This is a genomic window from Allobosea sp. NPDC003192 (genome assembly GCF_050275675.1).
GTDB lineage: Bacteria > Pseudomonadota > Alphaproteobacteria > Rhizobiales > Beijerinckiaceae > Allobosea.
This window is the reverse complement of the sequence record NZ_JBNNPK010000019.1, coordinates 115,694-134,595: the sequence shown is the minus strand read 5'-3', so window position 1 is coordinate 134,595 and position 18,902 is coordinate 115,694. Positions and strand designations below refer to the sequence as shown.

Annotated in this window: 17 protein-coding genes; 10 read left to right on the top strand and 7 right to left on the bottom strand. The window is 67.2% G+C overall.

What is annotated here, in order from left to right; translation table 11 throughout:
• Nucleotides 1–40 precede the first annotated feature (40 nt).
• From ACQKLX_RS23030 to ACQKLX_RS23010, 5 genes are read left to right on the top strand one after another with little or no spacing between them, the layout of a single operon-like run.
• The gene (locus ACQKLX_RS23030; RefSeq protein WP_427363887.1) at nt 41–1,084 is read left to right on the top strand and encodes an ABC transporter substrate-binding protein; all 1,044 of its coding nucleotides are present in this window, start codon (nt 41–43) and stop codon (nt 1,082–1,084) included.
• A 31-nt stretch (nt 1,085–1,115) separates the two neighbouring features.
• A complete protein-coding gene (locus tag ACQKLX_RS23025; protein WP_427363886.1) occupies nt 1,116–2,171 on the top strand; it encodes an ABC transporter ATP-binding protein in 1,056 nt (351 codons plus the stop codon).
• The gene (locus ACQKLX_RS23020; RefSeq protein ID WP_427363885.1) at nt 2,171–3,004 is read left to right on the top strand and encodes an ABC transporter permease; all 834 of its coding nucleotides are present in this window, start codon (nt 2,171–2,173) and stop codon (nt 3,002–3,004) included. Before ACQKLX_RS23025 ends, ACQKLX_RS23020 begins: the two co-directional genes overlap by 1 nt.
• 1 nt (nt 3,005) lies before the next feature.
• A complete protein-coding gene (locus tag ACQKLX_RS23015) occupies nt 3,006–3,794 on the top strand; it encodes an ABC transporter permease (RefSeq protein ID WP_427363884.1) in 789 nt (262 codons plus the stop codon).
• Between the two features lie 35 nt (nt 3,795–3,829).
• Nucleotides 3,830–4,843, top strand: coding sequence for a proline racemase family protein (locus tag ACQKLX_RS23010; RefSeq protein ID WP_427363883.1), 1,014 nt, complete (start codon nt 3,830–3,832; stop codon nt 4,841–4,843).
• Nucleotides 4,844–4,879: 36 nt separating this feature from the next.
• Here the strand turns inward: ACQKLX_RS23010 and ACQKLX_RS23005 are convergent, their stop codons facing one another.
• The 6 genes from ACQKLX_RS23005 to ACQKLX_RS22980 all read right to left on the bottom strand — a co-directional run bounded on the left by ACQKLX_RS23005 (nt 4,880) and on the right by ACQKLX_RS22980 (nt 11,908).
• Nucleotides 4,880–5,752, bottom strand: coding sequence for a hydroxymethylglutaryl-CoA lyase (locus tag ACQKLX_RS23005; RefSeq protein WP_427363900.1), 873 nt, complete (start codon nt 5,750–5,752; stop codon nt 4,880–4,882).
• Nucleotides 5,749–6,453 (bottom strand): ABC transporter ATP-binding protein, encoded by a 705-nt coding sequence (locus tag ACQKLX_RS23000; protein ID WP_427363899.1) that lies wholly within the window; start codon nt 6,451–6,453, stop codon nt 5,749–5,751. Before ACQKLX_RS23000 ends, ACQKLX_RS23005 begins: the two co-directional genes overlap by 4 nt.
• A 2-nt stretch (nt 6,454–6,455) precedes the next feature.
• Nucleotides 6,456–8,252, bottom strand: a complete 1,797-nt coding sequence (locus ACQKLX_RS22995) for a branched-chain amino acid ABC transporter ATP-binding protein/permease (protein WP_427363882.1) — start codon at nt 8,250–8,252, stop codon at nt 6,456–6,458.
• Nucleotides 8,252–9,169 (bottom strand): branched-chain amino acid ABC transporter permease, encoded by a 918-nt coding sequence (locus tag ACQKLX_RS22990; RefSeq protein ID WP_427363881.1) that lies wholly within the window; start codon nt 9,167–9,169, stop codon nt 8,252–8,254. Before ACQKLX_RS22990 ends, ACQKLX_RS22995 begins: the two co-directional genes overlap by 1 nt.
• Nucleotides 9,170–9,326: 157 nt before the next feature.
• Nucleotides 9,327–10,529 (bottom strand): ABC transporter substrate-binding protein, encoded by a 1,203-nt coding sequence (locus tag ACQKLX_RS22985; protein WP_427363880.1) that lies wholly within the window; start codon nt 10,527–10,529, stop codon nt 9,327–9,329.
• A 59-nt stretch (nt 10,530–10,588) separates the two neighbouring features.
• Nucleotides 10,589–11,908, bottom strand: a complete 1,320-nt coding sequence (locus tag ACQKLX_RS22980) for a hydroxymethylglutaryl-CoA reductase, degradative (protein WP_427363879.1) — start codon at nt 11,906–11,908, stop codon at nt 10,589–10,591.
• Nucleotides 11,909–12,069: 161 nt separating this feature from the next.
• Here ACQKLX_RS22980 and ACQKLX_RS22975 point away from each other — a divergent pair, with 161 nt between their 5' ends.
• Complete coding sequence (locus ACQKLX_RS22975) at nt 12,070–13,479, top strand: aminotransferase-like domain-containing protein (protein WP_427363878.1); 1,410 nt, start codon at nt 12,070–12,072, stop codon at nt 13,477–13,479.
• Between the two features lie 26 nt (nt 13,480–13,505).
• Here ACQKLX_RS22975 and ACQKLX_RS22970 read toward each other — a convergent pair whose 3' ends face one another.
• A complete protein-coding gene (locus tag ACQKLX_RS22970; RefSeq protein WP_427363877.1) occupies nt 13,506–14,414 on the bottom strand; it encodes a LysR family transcriptional regulator in 909 nt (302 codons plus the stop codon).
• Nucleotides 14,415–14,530: 116 nt separating this feature from the next.
• Here ACQKLX_RS22970 and ACQKLX_RS22965 point away from each other — a divergent pair, with 116 nt between their 5' ends.
• From ACQKLX_RS22965 to ACQKLX_RS22950, 4 genes are all read left to right on the top strand, one after another.
• Nucleotides 14,531–15,964: an NAD-dependent succinate-semialdehyde dehydrogenase gene (locus ACQKLX_RS22965; RefSeq protein ID WP_427363876.1), complete on the top strand. Its 1,434-nt coding sequence runs from the start codon at nt 14,531–14,533 to the stop codon at nt 15,962–15,964.
• A 26-nt stretch (nt 15,965–15,990) separates the two neighbouring features.
• On the top strand, nt 15,991–16,971 hold the full coding sequence (locus tag ACQKLX_RS22960) for a dihydrodipicolinate synthase family protein (RefSeq protein ID WP_427363875.1): 981 nt from the start codon (nt 15,991–15,993) through the stop codon (nt 16,969–16,971).
• A 36-nt stretch (nt 16,972–17,007) separates the two neighbouring features.
• Nucleotides 17,008–17,559, top strand: coding sequence for a 3-hydroxyanthranilate 3,4-dioxygenase (locus tag ACQKLX_RS22955; protein WP_427363874.1), 552 nt, complete (start codon nt 17,008–17,010; stop codon nt 17,557–17,559).
• Nucleotides 17,560–17,713: 154 nt separating this feature from the next.
• On the top strand, nt 17,714–18,853 hold the full coding sequence (locus ACQKLX_RS22950; RefSeq protein ID WP_427363873.1) for an ABC transporter substrate-binding protein: 1,140 nt from the start codon (nt 17,714–17,716) through the stop codon (nt 18,851–18,853).
• The last annotated feature ends 49 nt before the right edge of the window (nt 18,854–18,902 follow it).

Genomic DNA, 18,902 nt, shown 5'->3' with positions numbered 1-18,902 from the left:
CCTACAGAAGCGCAAAGACGCTCGGCAGAGGAGAACGACGATGACCCGACCCGTCCGGCTGGCCACGGCCATGCTCGCCACCACCCTGCTCACCGCTCCGGCTTTGGCCCAGCAGCCCTCTTCGATCACCGTCGCCTGGTATGGCGGCAACTGGGGCGACGCCTTCAAGGCCTGCGTCGCCGAGCCCTTCACCAAGGCGACCGGCATCGCCGTCAATGCCGAGATCGGCACCTCGACCGTCACTTTGGCGAAGCTGCAGCAGCAGAAGGCGGCTCCGACCATCGATGTCGCCTGGATGGATGGCGGCATCAGCGAGCTCGCCCTCGCCGCGGAAGTCACCGACAACCTCGATCCGGCGGTGATCCCCAATCTCGCCAACACCCTGCCGGAAGCGATCTACAAGAGCGGCGCCACCACCTATGCGGTCGGCACCGGCTATTATTCGCTCGGGCTCACCTACAACACCCAGAAGGTCAAGGCCGCGCCGACCTCCTGGAACGACCTCTGGAAGCCGGAATTCGAGGACGCCGTCACCATCCCCTCGCCGGCGAATTCCTCGGGCGTGCCCTTCGTGATGTTCCTGTCGAAGATCTGGGGCCATCCGGCCGGCGACCTCGCCCCGACCTTCAAGAAGATCAAGGAGCTCAAGGCCGCCCTGTTCTTCGATTCCTCGGGCGCCGCAACCAATGCCTATCAGAGCGGCGAGGCGATCATCGGCGCGCATTTCAACGTCGGCGCCTGGGATCTCGCCGACAAGGGCCTGCCGATCGGCTTCGTCGTGCCCAAGGAAGGCGCCTGGGCGACCGATGCCCGCCTGCATCTGGTCAAGGGCACGCCGAAGAAAGATGCGGCGGTCAAGTTCATCAACCAGGCGCTGACGCCGGAGGCCTCCGGCTGCCTGGCAGAAAAGCTCTATCTCGGCCCGTCCGTGAAGAACGTTACGGTCAAGCCCGAGACCGCCCGCAAGCTGCCCTGGGGCGAGACTGGCTCGGTCAAGAACCTGCAATTGTTCAACTGGGCCGAGATCAACGGCCTGCGTTCGCGCGTCGTCGACGAGTGGAACCGCCAGATCGCCCGCAAGTGAGCTGATGGCAACGAGCATCGCGAGCTGCAGCATGAGCACCCCGGTCCTCGCCATAGACGGGCTGTCGAAGCTTTTCGGCGGCCAGCCGGCGCTGACGGCGATCGAGCTCGCCGTCGAGCAGGGCGAGTTCATCGCCCTGCTGGGCCCCTCGGGCTGCGGCAAGACCACGCTGCTGCGCTGCATCGCCGGCTTCCTGACGCCGGAGGCCGGGGCGATCCGGCTGGCGGGCGAGGATGTGACACGTTTGCCGCCCTATCGGCGCCCGCTCAACACGGTGTTCCAGAACTATGCGCTCTTCCCGCATATGAGCGTCGCCGAGAATGTCGCCTATGGGCCGCGTCGGCAGGGCGTCGCCAGGGACGAGGCGGCCAAGCGCGCCGCCGAGGCGCTGGAGCTGGTCGGCCTCGCTGGCTTTGGCGAGCGCCTTCCGGCGCAGCTTTCCGGCGGCCAGCAGCAGCGCGTCGCGCTGGCGCGGGCCATCGTCAACCGGCCGCAATTGCTGCTGCTCGACGAGCCCTTGAGCGCGCTCGACCTGAAGCTGCGCAAGAAAGTCCAGAGCGAGCTCAAGCAGATCCAGCACCGGCTCGGCATCGCCTTCCTGTTCGTGACGCACGACCAGGACGAGGCGATGACGCTGGCCGACCGGATCGTGCTGATGAATCGTGGCCGCATCGAGCAGATCGGCCGCGGCCAGGACATCTACGCCCGCCCCGCGACCCGCTTCGCCGCCGACTTCATCGGCGATGCCAATCTGCTTTCGGTCGAGCGGCGTGATGGCGGCTTCTCGCTGCTTGGCGGCGCGATCACCCTGCCGGCCGCGGATGCGCCGCAGGGCAATCTCACCGGCGTGCTGCGGCCGGAGGACATTCTCGTCACCATGGAGCCGGTCGCCGAGCGCCTCGCTTTGCCGGCCGTCGTCTCCGAGATCGTTCATGTCGGCAGCCACGCTTCGGTAGCGCTCACCGTCGGGGGCTCCACGCTGACCGCCCGGCTCGCCCCATCCGCTCTGGCCGGCCTGAGTGTGGGGCGGCCCGTCTTCGCCAGTATCCGCCTCTCGGATCTCAGCCTCGTGCCGGGAGATGCGTGATGAGCGGAGCGCTGCGCCCGGTCCTGCTGCTCTGCGCCTTGCCGGCGGCCTTCTTCGTCGCCTTCTTCCTGGCGCCGATGGCGGTCGTGCTGATCGCGAGCCTGACGACGCCGGCGGGCCAGCCGACCTTCGCGCATTACGTCCGCATCCTCGCCGACGCCTATCACTGGGACGTGCTCTGGGTGACCTTCCGGATCGGCGCGCTGACCACGCTGGTCTGCGTGCTGATCGGCTATCCGCTCGCCTGGTATCTCGTCCGCATCGTCAAATGGCGGCCCTGGCGCCGGTTCTGCGTCATCCTGCTGGTGGTGCCGCTGTTCACCAGCAACATCGTCCGCTCCTTCGGCTGGATGGTGCTGCTCGGCCGCAACGGCCTGGTCAATGACGGGCTGATCGGGCTCGGCCTGATCGAGCGGCCGATGCGCTTCCTCGGCACCGAGCTCGGCATCCTGATCGGCCTCGTCTATATCCTCCTGCCTTTCATCGTGCTCGCCGTCGGCAATGCGCTCGCCAAGGTCGACCCTGCCCTGGAGCACGCCTCGGCCGATCTCGGCGCGACGCCGGCCGGCACCTTCCGCACCATCATCTTCCCGCTCAGCCTGCCCGGGCTGATGGCCGGAGCCGTCATGGTCTTCATGCTGGCGGTCAGCGCCTATGTCACGCCGGCGCTGCTCAGCGGCGGGCGGATCACCGTCTTCTCGATGCTGATCTTCCAGCAATACAGCTCGGTCTTCGACTTCAACTATGGCGGTGCGCTCAGCATCACCATGCTGGTGCTGACGCTGGCGCTCGTCGCCATCGCCGGGCGCATCGGCGAGCCGCGGAGGGCCTGAGATGGTGTCAGCTCTCGTCCGGATCGTCTCCTTCGCCGCGCTGGCCTATCTCGCGCTGCCGCTCGTCGTCCTCGTCGGGGCGTCGCTGACCACGACCAGCTTCCTCGCCTTCCCGCCGCAGGGGCTGACGCTCGCCTGGTACGGCAAGATGCTGGGCGATCCGTCCTATGTCTCGGCCTTCCTGATCAGCACGCTGCTCGCGGTCGCCGCGACCATCGTCGCCGTGCTGCTGGCGGTGCCGGCTGCGATCGCAATCGCCCGCTATAGCTTCACCGGCCGCGGCCTCCTGGCGGAGACGTTGATGTCGCCGCTGATCCTGCCGCATGTCGTGCTCGGCGCAGCGCTGCTGCAATATGGCAGCGCGATCGGGCTGGTGCGCAGCTTTCCGGCGCTGCTCGTCGGGCATGTCGTGATCATCATGCCCTTTGTGCTGCGGGCGGTGCTGCCGCAACTCAGCGACGAGCAGCGCAGCCTGGAGGAAGCCTCGGCCGATCTCGGCGCCCGGCCGCTGACCACCTTCTTCCTGGTTACGCTGCCGCAGATCCGCAGCGGGCTCGTCAGCGGCGCGATCTTCGCCTTCATCGCCTCCTGGATCAATGTCGAGCTCAGCATCTTCAATACGACGGCCGAGCTGACCACGATCCCGGTCAAGCTGTTCAACTACGTCCAGTACACGATCGATCCGACCATCGCCGCGGTCTCCGGCCTGACGATCATCGTCGCCGCCGTCGTGATCGTGCTGCTCGACCTCACCATCGGTCTCGACGTGCTCTCCGAGCGCCGCCGATAGCCCTGTCTACCGACTGTTTTCCCAAGGAGCGGACCATGCGCCAGCAGAATGTCTTCGACGTCGTCTACACGCATACCGAGGGTGAGCCCCTCTGCATCATCCATAGCGGGATTCCGTATCCGGCCGGATCGAGCATCCTGGAGAAGCGCCGCTTCCTCGAGGAGAACTATGACTGGCTGCGTTGCGCCCTGATGCGCGAGCCGCGCGGGCACAAGGACATGTTCGGCGTCTTCCTGACGCCGCCGTCGAGCCCGGACTACGATGCCGGCCTGATCTATATCGACGGCACCCAGTACTCCCATATGTGCGGCCACGGCACGATCGCGGTCGGCATGGCGATGGTCGCGCTCGGCCTCGTCCGGCGCGGCGCGAACGGCCGCACCACCATCCGCTTCGAGACCACTGCCGGGCTGGTCACGGCCGAGGTCGCCAATGACGGCCCTGACGTGCTCTGGACCCGCTTCGAGAACGTGCCGGCCTATGTCGCGGCGCAGGACGTGCCGTTCGACCTGCCGGGCGTCGGCTCGCTCAAGGCCGACATTGTCTGGGGCGGCAACTACTTTGGCATCATCGACCTGCGCGGCACCTCGCTCAGGATCTCGCCGGAGAACGGCTCCGAGCTCTCGCGCCTCGGCATCATCGCCCGCGAGCAGCTCCGCCAGAAGGTCGCGATCCAGCATCCGGCCTCGGCCCACATCAACAACTTCAACTTCGTCACCTTCTGGCACGAGCCGACGATCGAGGGCGCTTTCTACAAGAACGTCCACGTCTTCTCGGCCGGCCAGCTCGACCGCTCGCCCGGCGGCACCGGCACCAGCGCTATGATGGCGATGTACGAGGCGCGCGGCCTGATGAAGCTGAATCAGCCGATCCGCTCCGAGGGCCTGCTCGGCTCCGGCACCTTCGAGGGCTGCCTGATCGGCGAGACCAGCCTGAACGGCACCCGCGCGGTGCGCCCGACCGTGAAGGGCACCGCCGGCCTGCTCGGCACCGCGCGCTGGACGATCAACCGCGACGATCCGGTCGACGCGGGCTTCCTCGTCGCCTGATCAGGGCTCCTGGCGGGGCGGCGCCATGCCGCCCTGCTATGGCGTGGCGGCTGCCCGGCGGCCGGCGATCCATTCAGCCGTTGCCTCAAGGTGGGCGCGGTCGATCCCGGTCGCGATGCCCCTGGCCTCGAAATGCGCGACCAGCCGCTCGGTGGCGAGATTGCCGGCCGCGCCGGGCGCGTAGGGGCAGCCGCCAAGGCCTCCGACCGAGCCGTCGAAAACGCGCAAGCCCAGTTCCCAGGCCGCTTCGACATTGGCGATGGCCTGGCCGGAGGTGTCGTGGAAATGCCCGGCCAGCATCGCGGCCGGCGCCCGCTGCAGCGCCGCCTCGACCATTGCTCCCGTGCGCTCCGGCGTGCCTCGGCCGAGCGTGTCGGAGAGGGCGATCTGGTTGCAGCCGAGCGCCAGCAGTTCGGCCGCGACTGTCGCGACCGCCTTGGGCGCGATCTCCCCCTCATAGGGGCAGTCGAGCGCGCAGGAGACATAGCCGCGCACCGGCACGCCGGCGCGCGCGGCCAGCGCCATCACCGGCCGGAAGCGCTCGATGCTCTCGGCGACCGAGCAATTGGTGTTCTTCCGGCAGAAGCTTTCGGAGGCCGCGGTGAAGACGGCGAGCGCCTGCGCGCCAGCGGCGAGCGCGGCCTCCGCCCCTTTCTCATTGGGGACGAGGGCTGAGTAGATCACGCTCGGCCGCCGATCGACGCCGCGCATCACCGCCCCATGGTCGGCCATTTGCGGCACCCAGCGCGGCGAGACGAAGGCCGTTGCTTCGATGCAGGAGAGGCCGGCATCGGCGAGCCTGTTGATCAGTGCCAGCTTGTCCGCGGTGGCGATCTCGGCCTTCTCGTTCTGCAGGCCGTCGCGGGGCCCGACCTCGACGATGGTGACGCTGTCGGCGGACATCGTCAGGCGCCGAGATAGGCCGAGCGCACGCGCTCGTCGCGCAGCAGCTCGGCGCCGGTGCCTTCGAGCGTGATCGTGCCGGTCTCGATGACATAGGCGCGGTCGGCGATGGCGAGCGCCTGATTGGCCATCTGCTCGACCAACAGGATCGTCATGCCTTCCTCGCGCAGCCGCCGGATCACCGCGAAGACCTCGCGCACGATCAGTGGTGCGAGGCCGAGTGAGGGCTCGTCGAGCAGGAGCAGCTTCGGTCGCGCCATCAAAGCGCGGGCGATCGCCAGCATCTGCTGCTCGCCGCCCGAAAGCGTCCCGGCGAGCTGGTCCTGCCGCTCGGCGAGACGCGGGAAGACGCCGAAATAGCGCTCGATATCGCTGGCGATGCTATCTTCATCGCGGCGCGCATAGGCGCCGAGCACGAGATTGTCGCGCACGCTCTGGTCGCCGAAGACCAGGCGCCCCTCCGGCGAATGTCCGATGCCGAGGCGGACGCAGTCATGCCCGCGGATGCCGGTGATGTCCTTGCCCTCGAAGCGGATCGAGCCGCCGGCGACCTTCACCAGCCCGCCGATCGCCCGCATCAGCGTCGACTTGCCGGCGCCGTTGCCGCCGATCAGCGTTACGACCTCGCCCTGTCCGACCTGCAGCGAGATGCCCTTCAGCGCCTCGACCGCGCCATAGCGGACCTTCAGACCTTCGATCGCGAGCATGGTCATGCGGCGTCTCCGGTCCGGGCGGCGTCGTCATCGGCGCCGAGATAGGCGGCGATGACCTTCGGATTCTGTCGGATGACCTCGGGCCGCCCCTCCGCGATCAGCGCGCCATAGTCGAGCACCAGCACATGTTGCGAGATGCCCATGACCAGGTCCATGTGGTGCTCGATCAGGAGCACGGTGACGCCGGCCTGCTGGATGCGCCGGATGACTTCGCCGAGCTCATGTGTCTCCTGCGGATTGAGACCCGCTGCCGGCTCGTCGAGCAGCAGCAGCTTCGGCTTGGAGGCGAGCGCGCGGGCGATCTCGAGCCGCCGCTGCAGGCCGTAGGGCAGGCTCTTTGCCGGCTCATGGGCGCGATCGCCGAGGCCGAGATCGGCGAGCAGAGCCAGCGCGTCGGCGCGGGCCGTGGCTTCCGCCTGGCGGCTCGACGGCAAGCCGAGCAGCGAGGCGGCAAAGCCGGTTTCGATATGGCGGTGGGCGCCGAGCAGGACATTGTCGAGCGCTGAGAGTTCGCCGAACAGCTTGAGGTTCTGGAAGGTGCGGGCGATGCCGAGGCAGGCGACGCGATGCGCCGGCCAGCCGGCGATCTCCTGGCCCTCGAAGCTGATCGAGCCGCTGCCCGGCGCGACATGGCCGGAGAGCAGGTTGAGCAGCGTCGTCTTGCCGGCGCCGTTTGGGCCAATCAGCGCATGGACCTTGCCGGCGCTGATCGCGAAGGAGACGTTGCGCACCGGCACGATGCCGCCATAGGCCTTGTAGAGATCCTTGACGACGAGGATCTCGCCGCTCGCCGCCGCCGCTGCGGACGTCGCTATCAGAGGGCTGTGGCCAGGGACTGCAGGCGGAGCCACTTTGCCCTGCCGCCACCTCGCGGCAAGGCCGGAGACCGCCCCGGCGATACCGTTCGGCATCAGGTAGAGCGAGAACAGTAGCAGCGCGCCATAGGTGAAATGCTGCAAGGCCGGCCAGCGCGCCAGCCAGGCGTCGAGCAGGGTCAGGATCACCGCGCCGAAGAGCGGCCCGTAGAGCGAGCCGGAGCCACCGAAGATCACCACCACCAAGAGGAAGATCGACAGGTTGAAGGTGATGAAGTCGGAGTTGAAATACTGGTTCTGCTGCGCGACGACGGCGCCGGCGAGCGCGCAGGTCACGGCCGAGATCACGAAGGCGAGCGTCTTGGCCCGCACCACGGAGATGCCGACCGACTGCGCCGCCGGCTCTGCCATCTGCACGGCGAGGAAGGCGCGGCCATAGCGGCCGGCGAGCAGCGAGCGCAGCATCAGATGGGTGGCGATGCAGAGCGCGCCGACGAACCAGACCCAGTGCAGGTTGGTGAAGCTCGTGCCGGCGATGGATGGCGCGCTGATGCCGTAGAAACCGGCCTGGCCCTTGAAGATGTCGGTCCACTCGGTGACGATCTTCTCGACGACGATGCCGAAGCCGATCGTCACCATGGCGAGGCTCGGGCCCGAGACGCGCACCGAGGGCATGGCGATGACGAGGCCGAAGATCGCGCCGAAGCCGCAGGCCAGCAGCAGCGAGAGCCAGGGGGAGAGACCCCATTCGATATTGGCGATCGCCGCCGTATAGGCGCCGACGGCGAAGAGCCCGGCATGGCCCAGCGATTTCTGGCCGGCATAGCCGACGAGCACGTTGAGGCCCGCGGCGGCGAGATAGTTCACCCCGATCGTGAACAGGATCTGCAGGTAGAAATCGTTGAGGCCGAACAGGGGCACGAGCGCGAGGCCGGCGACCAGCACCGCCAGCCCGATGGCGTGAGCGAGCGCGGGCATCAGATCTTCTCCACGCTGCGCGCGCCCATCAGCCCGCTCGGGCGGAGGACGAGGACGATGATGATCAGCAGGAAGATGGTGATCTCGCGCATCTCGGCGCGCCAGAGCCCGACCAGCGCCTCGACGATCCCCAGCAGGAAGCCGCCGAGCATGCAGCCGCGCGGGCTGGTCAGGCCGCCGACGATCGCGGCAGAGAAGGCCTTCAGCGCGATGCCGAGGCCGATGAAGACGGAGGCCGTGGTGATCGGCGCGATCAGGATGCCGGCGAGCCCGGCGAGCGCCGAGGAGATGACGAAGGCGAGGATCACGATCGTCTCGACATTGATGCCGACGATCGCCGCCGCCTGCGGGTTGAAGGCGACGGCCCGTAGCGCCTTGCCGAAGCGGGTCTTGCGCAGGACGATGTCGAGCCCGACCATGACGGCGACCGCGACGAGCGCGATCAGCACCTCCTGCGGCCGGATGCCGGCGCCGGCGATGCGCCAGACATCGCTGCCGAGCGGCGAAGGCACCGCGATCGAGGCCGGGCCCCAGATCGCCAGCGCCGTGTTCTGCATGATGATGCCGAAGCCGATCGTGCTCAGCACCCAGTTCAGGCCACCGGCACCGACGAAGGGCTTGATCGCGCAGTAGTACAGCGCGATGCCGATGGCGCCGACCACGACGACGCTGGCGACAGTCGCCAGCACATAGGCCGTCATCGTCATCTCGGCCTGGTTGAGGTTGCCGAAATGCGGCTTGCCGGCCGCCAGCAGCAGCAAGGAGACGCCGACTAGGCTTCCGGGGACGAGGAAGGCGCCCTGGCCGAAATTGAAGGTCTTGGTCGTGGCGTAGGTGATGTTGAAGCCGAGCGCGATCAACCCGTAGATCGCGCCCAGCGCCAGACCGCTGGCCAGAGCCTGAAGGAATGCCGTCATCGTCTCTCCGCCATGACCAGCCAAAGCCGCTCCGGCCTCGTCATGCTCGCCCTTGTGGCGAGCATCCACGTCTTGAACACCGCGTTCGATCGATCAAGCGAAGACGTGGATGGTCGGCACAAGGCCGACCATGACGGGCGGAAGCCCGATGGAGACGTCAGCGTTTCAGATCGGCCGCCGTCAGGCCCTTGACCACGGCGTCATCGAGCTTGACCACGCGGCCGTCCTTCCACTGTGCGAGGTGGAAGTCGGCGACGCCGAGCGCCTCGTGCTGCTCCTTGCTGAATGGCTTCTCGTATTTCTTGATGATGCCCTGCACCGCGCCGAGATTCTCCAGCGCAGCCTGCAGCTTCGGGCCGTCGGTGCCGCCAGCCTGCTTGATCGCGGCGGCGATCAGCATCACCGCATCATAGCCCTGCGCCGCCGAGACGAAGGCCGGCATGTTCGGGTGCTTGGCGACGAGGCGCTTGTGCAGCGCTGCGGCGCGGTCGCTGGCGTCCTCGGTGGTCGAGGCTGCGAAGATCGTCTTCTCGGCGAGCTTGGGCCCGGCGATGTTGATCAATGGCGTGTTGATCGAACCCCAGGTCGAGAGCAGGCCGGGGTAATAGTCCATCTTCTCCATGCTCTTCAGCACCTGCGCGGTCGCGTCGGCGAGCGAGCCGGTGATGATCATGTCGGCGCCGACCGCCTTCAGCTTGGCGAGCTGCGAGGTCATGTCGGTGTCCTTCGGCCCGAACTTCTCGATGCCGACCGGCTTGATGCCGTGCAGGGTCAGGATCTCCTGCAGGTCCTTGGTCGCCGCCTGGCCGTAGCCGGTGGTGTCGGCGATGATCGCGATGCTCTTGGACTTGGACGCCTTGACCGCATAGGCGGCGAGCAAGGCAAGCTGCTCGCGATCGACCATCGACACCCGGAAGATGTAGTTCTGCGGCTCCTTGGCGTAGCGGGCGGTGATGTCGGTCGCGGTCGCGACATGCGAGATCACCGGCACCTTCTTCTGCTGCGGGATGTGCAGCCAGGCGAGCGCATTGCCTGAGTTGGTCGGGCCGACCACGGCGGCGACCTTCTCGTTGTCGATCAGCTCGTTCATGTTCTGGATCGACTTCGGCGGCGCGCCGGCATCGTCTCTGATGACGCCGACGACCTTGCGCCCGAGCACGCCGCCCTGGGCGTTGAGATCGTCGATCGCCGCCTGGAAGCCGTAGAGGCCGGAGAGGCCGAGTTCGGCCGCGCCGGAAGCCGACTGGTCGGCATTGTAACCGACCTTGATCTCGTTCTGTGCGTAAGCCGGCAGCGACAGCGCCATGCCGGCCGAGACCAGCAGGGCACTGAGCGTGCGGCGGGTGATGCGATTGTCCATGAACGTTCCTCCGGTTGTCGTCCGCTTGCTGCGGTTCTGTGGTGAGTCGTTAAAAAAGGTCAGCCCTTCCGCCGCTCGGCGAGCAGTTCGCGCGCCCTATCGACGCGGACGTCGTGGCTGCGGGCGAGCTCGGCGGCGATCGCTTCGATCTCGGCGCCCTCGGCCCCGGCGACGATGGCGATGTTGCGGGCGTGCAGCGCCATGTGGCCGCGCTGGATGCCCTCGGTCGCCAGCGCCCTGAGCGCCGCCATGTTCTGGGCGAGGCCGACCGCGACCGTGACCTCGGCCAGCTCCTGTGCGCTGGTGACGCCGAGCAAACGCAGCGCCCATTGCGCCAGCGGATGGGTCTTGGTGGCACCGCCGACCAGGCCGAGCGCCATCGGCATCTCGATCGAACCGACAAGGTTGCCGTCGCGATCCTCTTCCCAGGTGGTCAGCGAAGTGTAGCGCCCGCTGCGGGCGGCATAGGCATGGGCGCCGGCCTCGATGGCGCGCCAGTCGTTTCCGGTCGCGACCACCACAGGGTCGATGCCGTTCATGATGCCCTTGTTGTGGGTGGTGGCGCGGTAGGGGTCGATCGCGGCGAAGGTGTAGGCGTCGAGCATGCCGTCGATCATGCGCCGGCCGGAGAATTCTTTGGTCGCCAGCGCCGCCTCGGGGACGGTGACGCTGGCGCGCGCCAGCCGGAGGTCGGCGAGATTGGAGAGAATACGCAGGCGAACCGTGCCGCCGGTGATGCGCTCGACGATCGGCGCCACCGTCTCGGCCATGGTGTTGACGGTGTTGGCGCCCATCGCGTCGCGGACGTCGACGAGCAGGTGCATCACCACGATCGGCCCGCGCGGCGTCTGCGGGAAGACATGGACCTCGATGCCCTGGCAGCCGCCGCCGAGCGAGATCAGCACCTTGTCCCGAGCATTGGCGGCAGCGACGATATCGTCCTGCGCCGCCAGCAGCTTGTGGCGGGCGCCCTCGGGATCACCGATGCCGAGCAGCTGGACCTGCGCCCGCATGATCGGCCGGTCGCTGGAGGTGCGGAAACCGCCGGAGCCGCGGGCGATCCGGGCCATGTAGGAGGCGGCTGCGACGACGGAGGGCTCCTCGACCGCCATCGGGATCAGGTAATCCTTGCCGTTGACGGTGAAGTTGGTAGCGATACCCAGCGGCAGCTCGAAGGTGCCGACGACGTTCTCGATCATGCCGTTGGCGAGGGTGAGCGGCAGTGCGCCGGGCTGCGCCAGCAAGGCGCGGTCGGCATCGATTAGCCCGGCCGCGGCGACGGCCTGCTCCAGCCGTTCGGCGCAGCTCAGATTGCGGTAGTTCTCGATGCGCGAGTTCACCTCACGCCCGGCGGCGCTGCGCGCCTCGGCCGTCGTCATGTCGTTTCCTCCCCAGCCGGGGTTTTTGATGCGCCACGCAATCGGCATCGGCGCTTCTTCGGTTGACAAGCTCGGACAATCGCCGGAGACCGGCAAGGCACAATTTCCGCAATGTCCCATTCTCTGTACCAGTGAATTCACTGGTACAGATGCGAGGCTTGATGGACGAGCAGGCCGACAGCAACCGTACCGGCGCGATCGTCGCCCGGATCAGCCGGATGATCGACGAAGGGCTGCTGCAGCCCGGCCGGCGCATGGCCTCGCTGCGGCTGGCGGCCGGCGAATATGGTGTCTCCAAGAACACCATGGTCGAGGTCTATGACCGCCTCGTCGCCAGCGGCCGGCTCGAGGCCCGCCGCGGCGCCGGCTTCTATGTCCGCGCGCCCGGGCAGCGGCCGAGCGAGGCGCCGCCGCCGCATATGACCGAGGCGATCGACATCGTCTCGCTGCTGCGCGAGCAGCTCTGCCAGGTTCATCCCGTGCGCGTCGGCGACGGCCGCCCGCCGCGCTCCTGGATGGAGGATTCCGAGCTCGGACGGCATTTGCGCGTGCGCAGCGGCAAGGGCGACCTGCCGATCGAGCATGGCTATGGCGATCCGGTCGGCTATGCGCCGTTGCGCACCCAGATCGGGCTGATGCTGGCCGAGCGTTCGATCCAGGTCTCGCCGGCGCAGATCCTGCTGACCTTCGGTGCCAACCACGCGCTCGATCTGATCATCCGCCAGCTGCTGCAGCCGGGCGACACCGTCCTGGTCGACAGCCCCGGCTACTATCCGCTCTTCGGCAAGCTGAAGCTCGCCCGCATCGAGATGGCCGGCGTCCGGCGGCTGCCGGACGGGCCGGACCTCGACGACCTCGCCGCGCAGATCGCCCGGCATCGGCCAAAAGTCTTCTTCACCCAGTCGCTGGCGCACAACCCGACCGGCGGCTCGATCGCTTTGCCGATAGCCCATCGCCTGCTGCAGCTCGCCGCGCAGCATGACCTCATCATCGTCGAGGACGATCCCTTCGCCGATGTGATGCCGGCGAGTGCGCCGCGGCTCGCCGCCCTCGATCAGCTCGAGCGCGTGATCTATCTCGGCACCTTCTCCAAGACGCTCTCGGCGAGTCTGCGCATCGGCTATGTCGCGGCGAGCCCGGCGCTCGCCCGCTCGCTCGGCGACATGAAGATGCTGACCGTGGTCAACTCCTCCGGCTATCTGGAGCGGCTGGTCAGCGACCTGATCGCCAGCGGCCAATACCGCCACCATCTCAAGCGCCTGAAGGAGCGGATCGGCAAGGCGACCCGCATTGCCTTCGGCGGGCTGGAGCGCCTCGGCCTGCCGATCTTCTCGCGCCAGGGCGGCGGCTATTATCTCTGGGTCGGCTTGCCGCCGGGGCTCGATGACCTCGCGCTGGCGCGCCGCGCCTCGGAGCAGGGCATCTTCATCGCGCCCGGCACCGTGTTCATGCCCGAGCGGCACCAGCCCGAAGGCGATGACCGAGCCGCCGGCATGCGGGTCAACGTCGCCTATGCCGACGACCCCGCCTTCATGGCTTTCCTCCAGGCCGAATTGGCGAGCATCTCCTAGCAGTTAGAGCTTCGACGACGCCGCCCTCAGTCGACGTCTGCCGGCGTGAGGCGGCGGACATGGCGGCGCAGCATCGTTTCGAATGCTGCCAGCGCCGGTGAGATCGAGCGGCCGCTCGACCGGATCATGACGATGTCGCGCGCAATCGCCGGGTTCGCGAGCGGCCGGGCAAAGACCCGGCGATGCGGCGCCGCAGCCCGCGCATAGGTCGGCAGCACGGCGATGCCGAGCCGCGCCTCGACCAAGGCGAGCGCGGTGGTGATCTGCGAGACTTCATAGGCCGGCACGAGCGGGATGCCGACGGTCTCGTAGGCGACCTCGACCAGGAGCCGGATGCCGCTGTCGCGGGTCAAGGTGATCAGCTGTTCACCCTGCAATTCCCGCCAATCGACGCTCGCTCCGGCGAAGCGGCTGCCGGGGCTGCAGAACAGCATCAGGCTGTCGCGTCCCATTGGAATGCGCTCGATGCCGTCCTCGACAGTGGCGAAGGTGCCGAGGCCGCAATCGACCCGGTTCGTCCTGACGGCCTCGACGATGGTGTCGGTGCGCGCATCGAGCACCGCAACCTGCACGCCCGGGAAGCGCTCGCGCATCTCGGCAATCGCCTCGGGCAGGATCACCGCCGCCAGCAAAGGCGGGGCGGCAACGGTTATCCGGCCGCGCCGGCGTTCGGCGAGGTCGTTGGCGTTCTGGATGGCGAGGTCGAGATCGTGGACGATCTTGGCCGATGCGCCCTGGAACTCGCGGCCGCCCTCGGTCAATTCGACCCGGCGCGTGGTGCGGTCGAACAGGCGGATGCCGAGCGCATGCTCCAGCTCGCGCACCAATTGCGACAGCGCCGGCTGCGCCATGTGCAGCCGCTCGGCCGCCTTGGTGAAGGTGCCGAGCTCGGCGACGGCGAGAAAGGCCTGGATCTGTCGGAGCGTGACTGCCATACCAATTTATAAGCATATCATCTGAATTCAGACAAATAAGCTGAATTCCGTATGGCTTTGGTTGGAGCCATCATGCCTCGACATCGCGCCGCTGGCCGCTCCGTTCGAGGCTTTCCATGACCGCCTATCCCGATCTGAAGCTCTATATCGGCGGCGCCTGGCGCAAGACCTCCGACAGCCTGCCGGTGCTCAACCCGGCCGATGAGAATGTGATCGGCGCAGTCCCTGTGGCGACGCGCGCCGATCTCGACGATGCGCTGGCGGCGGCCAAAGACGGCTTCAAGGTCTGGAGCCGGACCTCGCCGCGCGCTCGCGGCGAGATCATGCTCAAGGCGGCGGCGCTGATGCGGGCCCGCATCGACGAGATCGCCCATGCGATCACGCTCGAGCACGGCAAGCCCTTCGCCCAGGCGCAGCTTGAGGTGATCCGCGGCTGCGAGTTCTTCGAATGGGACGCGGCCGAGGGCCAGCGCACCTATGGACGGGTGATCCCGAGCGAACCCGGCATCAAATATGTCGTGATGCACCAGCCGATCGGCATGGTCGCGGCGTTCTCGCCCTGGAATTTCCCGATGAGCCAGCCCTCGCGCAAGATCGCGGGAGCACTCGCGGCGGGCTGCTCGATCATCCTGAAGGCGGCGGAGGAGACCCCGGCCGGCGCGCTCCATATCGCCCGCGCCTTGCACGATGCCGGCCTGCCGCCCGGCGTGTTCAATCTCGTCTTCGGCATCCCGGCCGATATCTCCTCTTATCTGATCCCACAGGAGCAGACCCGGCTGATCGCCTTCACCGGCTCGACCGCCGTCGGCAAGCACCTGACCCGGATCGCCGCCGACCATATGAAGCCGGTGCTGATGGAGCTCGGCGGCCATGCTCCCGTGATCGTCTGCGACGATGTCGATCCGGTCGCGGCGGCGACCGCCTCGGCGATCCGCAAGTCGCGCAATGCCGGCCAGGTCTGCACCTCGCCGACGCGCTTCTTCGTGCAGGAGCCGATCTACGAGGCCTTCGCCAGGACCTTTGCCGAGAAGGCGCGCTCGGTCGTGATCGGCAATGGCCTCGATGCCGGAACGCAGATGGGCCCGGTCGCCAACCACCGCCGCATCGAGGCGATGGAGACGCTGGTCGCTGACGCCAGGGCCAAGGGCGCCAAGGTGTTGGCCGGTGGCGAGCGCATCGGCAATCGCGGGTATTTCTTCCCGGTGACCGTGCTGGCCGATGTCCCCGACGATGCCCGGGTCATGCGCGAGGAGCCATTCGGGCCGCTCGCCGTGATCAACCCGGTCTCGACGCTGGACGATGCGATCGCCAAGGCGAACGGCCTGCCCTTCGGCCTTGCCGCCTATGCCTTCACCCATTCCGCCAGCCGGGCTGACCGTCTCGCCGACGAGATCGAGGCCGGCAACGTCTCGATCAACACGTTGGAGGCTTCGGTCGCCGAGGTGCCGTTCGGCGGGGTCAAGGACAGCGGCTATGGCCGCGAGGGCGGTGCCGAGGGGCTCTCGCATTACACGATCATCAAGAACGTCTCGCACCGCATGGCGATCTGACCGGCGGGCGACAAGGAGGCAGCCGCATGAAATACGCCAGGAAGGACGCGAAGGCTTACACCCGCGCCAATATGAGGGGCATCTGGGCGGCCGCGCTGACGCCCTTCACCCAGTCGCTTGGCATCGACGAGGACGGTTTCCGCGAGAACATCAGGCACTGGACTGATGATCTCGGCATCGACGGCCTGTTCATCGCCGGCAAGCAGGGTGAGTTCTTCGCGATGTCGGTCGAGGAGCGCAAGCGCAGCTTCGAGCTCGCAGTCGAGGCCGCCGCCGGACGCGGCCAGACGATCATGTCCTGCTCCGACCAGAACATGGATGTCGTGATCGATCTCGCCAAGCACGCCCAGAAGGTCGGCGCCGACTACATCGTCGTGCACGCGCCGCTGCTGCACTTCTTCAAGGCGCAGGACGAGACGCTCTACGAGTACTACCGGACCATCGCCGAACAGGTCGACATCGGCATCGCCCTCTGGAGCCACCCGGACTCCGGCTATCTGATGAGCCCGCAGCTCTGTAACCGCCTCGCCGACATCGAGAACGTCGTCGCGATCAAGTACAGCGTGCCGCGCGCCATGTATGCCGAGCTGACCCGGCTCGCCGGCGACCGCATCCTGGTCAGCACCGCCTCCGAGGAGGAGTGGCTCGACAACATCGTCGAGCTCGGCTGGCAGGTCTATCTCTGCTCCTCGCCGCCCTATCTTATCCAGACCGCCGCCGACCGGCGCATGCGCGACTACACCGACCTCGCCTTTGCCGGCGAGGTCGAGAAGGCCCATGCCATCCGCGACAGCCTGAACCCGGTGCGCGAGGCGCTGCGGACGACGCGGCCGGCCGAGAAGCCGCATGCGCATCAGAAATACTGGCAGGAGCTGCTCGGCCAGGTCGGCGGGCGCGTGCGGGCGCCGCTGCTGGAACTGACCGAGGCCGAGAAGGCGGCGACACGCGCCGCCTTCGAGAGCTGTGGCTTGAAGCTTGCTGGCCGGCCTCTGGCGAAGGCTGGCTGAAACGCGGTTCGGATGGAACAACCGGGAGAGACGGATATGGCGACCGAAGGACGGCTGAAGGCCTTCAACTTCAAGAAGTGGATCGCGGAGAACGAGCACCTGCTGAAGCCGCCGGTCGGCAACAAGAAGGTGTTCTCCGATGGCCAGATGACCGTGATGGTGGTCGGCGGGCCTAACCAGCGCGCCGATTTCCATGACGACCCGGTGGAGGAGTTCTTCTACCAGCTCAAGGGCGACATGATGCTCAAGCTGGTCGACGACGGGAAGCATTACGACGTCACGATCCGCGAGGGCGACGTCTTCCTGCTGCCGCCGCATGTGCGCCACTCGCCGCAGCGACCGCAGGAGGGCTCGATCGGGCTCGTGGTCGAGCCGGCGCGCCATGCCGACCAGGTCGACGGCTTCGAATGGTACTGCTTCGAGTGCGACGGGCTGGTGCATCGCATCGAGCTGAAGGTCGGGGATCTCGTGAAGGATCTGCCGCCGCTCTACGAAGCCTTCTTCGCCGACGAGAAGGCCCGCACCTGCAAGCAGTGCGGTGCCGTCCACCCCGGCAGGAAGCCGCCGGCCGGCTGGGTCGCGCTCTGAGGGATAAGGGAGGGCGCCGGTCCGCCCGGCGCCTTCGCGGCTCTTGCGTGTCAATTGAAAATTGCTTTAAGCTTAAAATAATTTCTGACAATCCGACGCGAATGATCGGAGGAGGGGAACCATGCAGCACCGTAAATCAGTATGCTTGGGAATGATGCTGGCCGCCGCCGTCGCCATGCCGGCGCTGGCCCAGCAGGCGCCGGTCAAGATCGGCATGGTCACGACATTGTCGGGGCCGGGCGGCTATCTCGGCCAGGACATCCGCGACGCCTTCAAGCTCGCCATCGACATGAATGGCGGCAAGCTCGGCGGCGCGCCGGTCGAGCTTGTGGTCGAGGACGATGCTCTGAAGCCCGGCCAGGGCAAGCAGATCGCCGAGAAGATGCTGAAGACCGACGGCATCAAGATCATGACCGGCATCGTCTTCTCCAACGTCGCCGGCGCGACCGTGCCGGATATCGTCGATGCCGGCGCGCTTTATGTCAGCCCCAATGCCGCGCCGTCGAACTTCGCCGGCAAGGAGTGCAACGAGAACTATTTCGTCGTCTCCTGGCAGAATGACAGCCTGCATGAGAGTGCCGGCCAGCACGCCACCAATCTCGGCTACAAGAAGGCCTTCATCCTCGCGCCGAACTACCAGGCCGGCAAGGATGCGCTCGCCGGCTTCAAGCGCCTGTTCAAGGGCGAAATCGTCGGCGAGGTCTATACGCGCCTCGACCAGACCGATTTCGCGCCGGAGATGGCGCAGATCCGCTCGGCTAATCCGGATGTTGTCTTCCAGTTCCATCCGGGCGGTCTCGGCATCGCCTTCCTGCGCCAGTACCAGCAGGCCGGCCTGCTCGGCAAAACCCCGATGGTGCTGGCCGAGCCCTCGCTCGATGCGACCACGCTGAAGGCGGTCGGCGATGCCGCGCTCGGCCTCAGCGTCACCGCGCACTGGAACACCGATTTCGACAACCCGTCGAACAAGGCCTTCGTCGAGGCCTTCACCAAGGCCTACAATCGCGTGCCGACCTATTACGCCAGCCAGGGCTACGACACCGCCCTCGCCATCGCCTCGGCGCTTAAGGCGACCGGCGGCAAGGCCGATGTGCCGGCGCTGCGCAAGGCGCTGGCCAAGGCCGATTTCCAGTCGGTGCGCGGCGCCTTCAAGTTCGGCCCGAACCAGCACCCGGTCCAGGACTGGTACGCGCTCAAGGTCGAGAAGGGCGCCGACGGCGCGCCGGTGCTGAAGACCTCGGGCAAGGTGCTGAGCAATCACAGCGACGCCTACGCCAAGGACTGCAAGCTCTGAATCGGCGCGTCTTGCGCACCGATCAAGACGAATAGCGCGGGTAACCCCT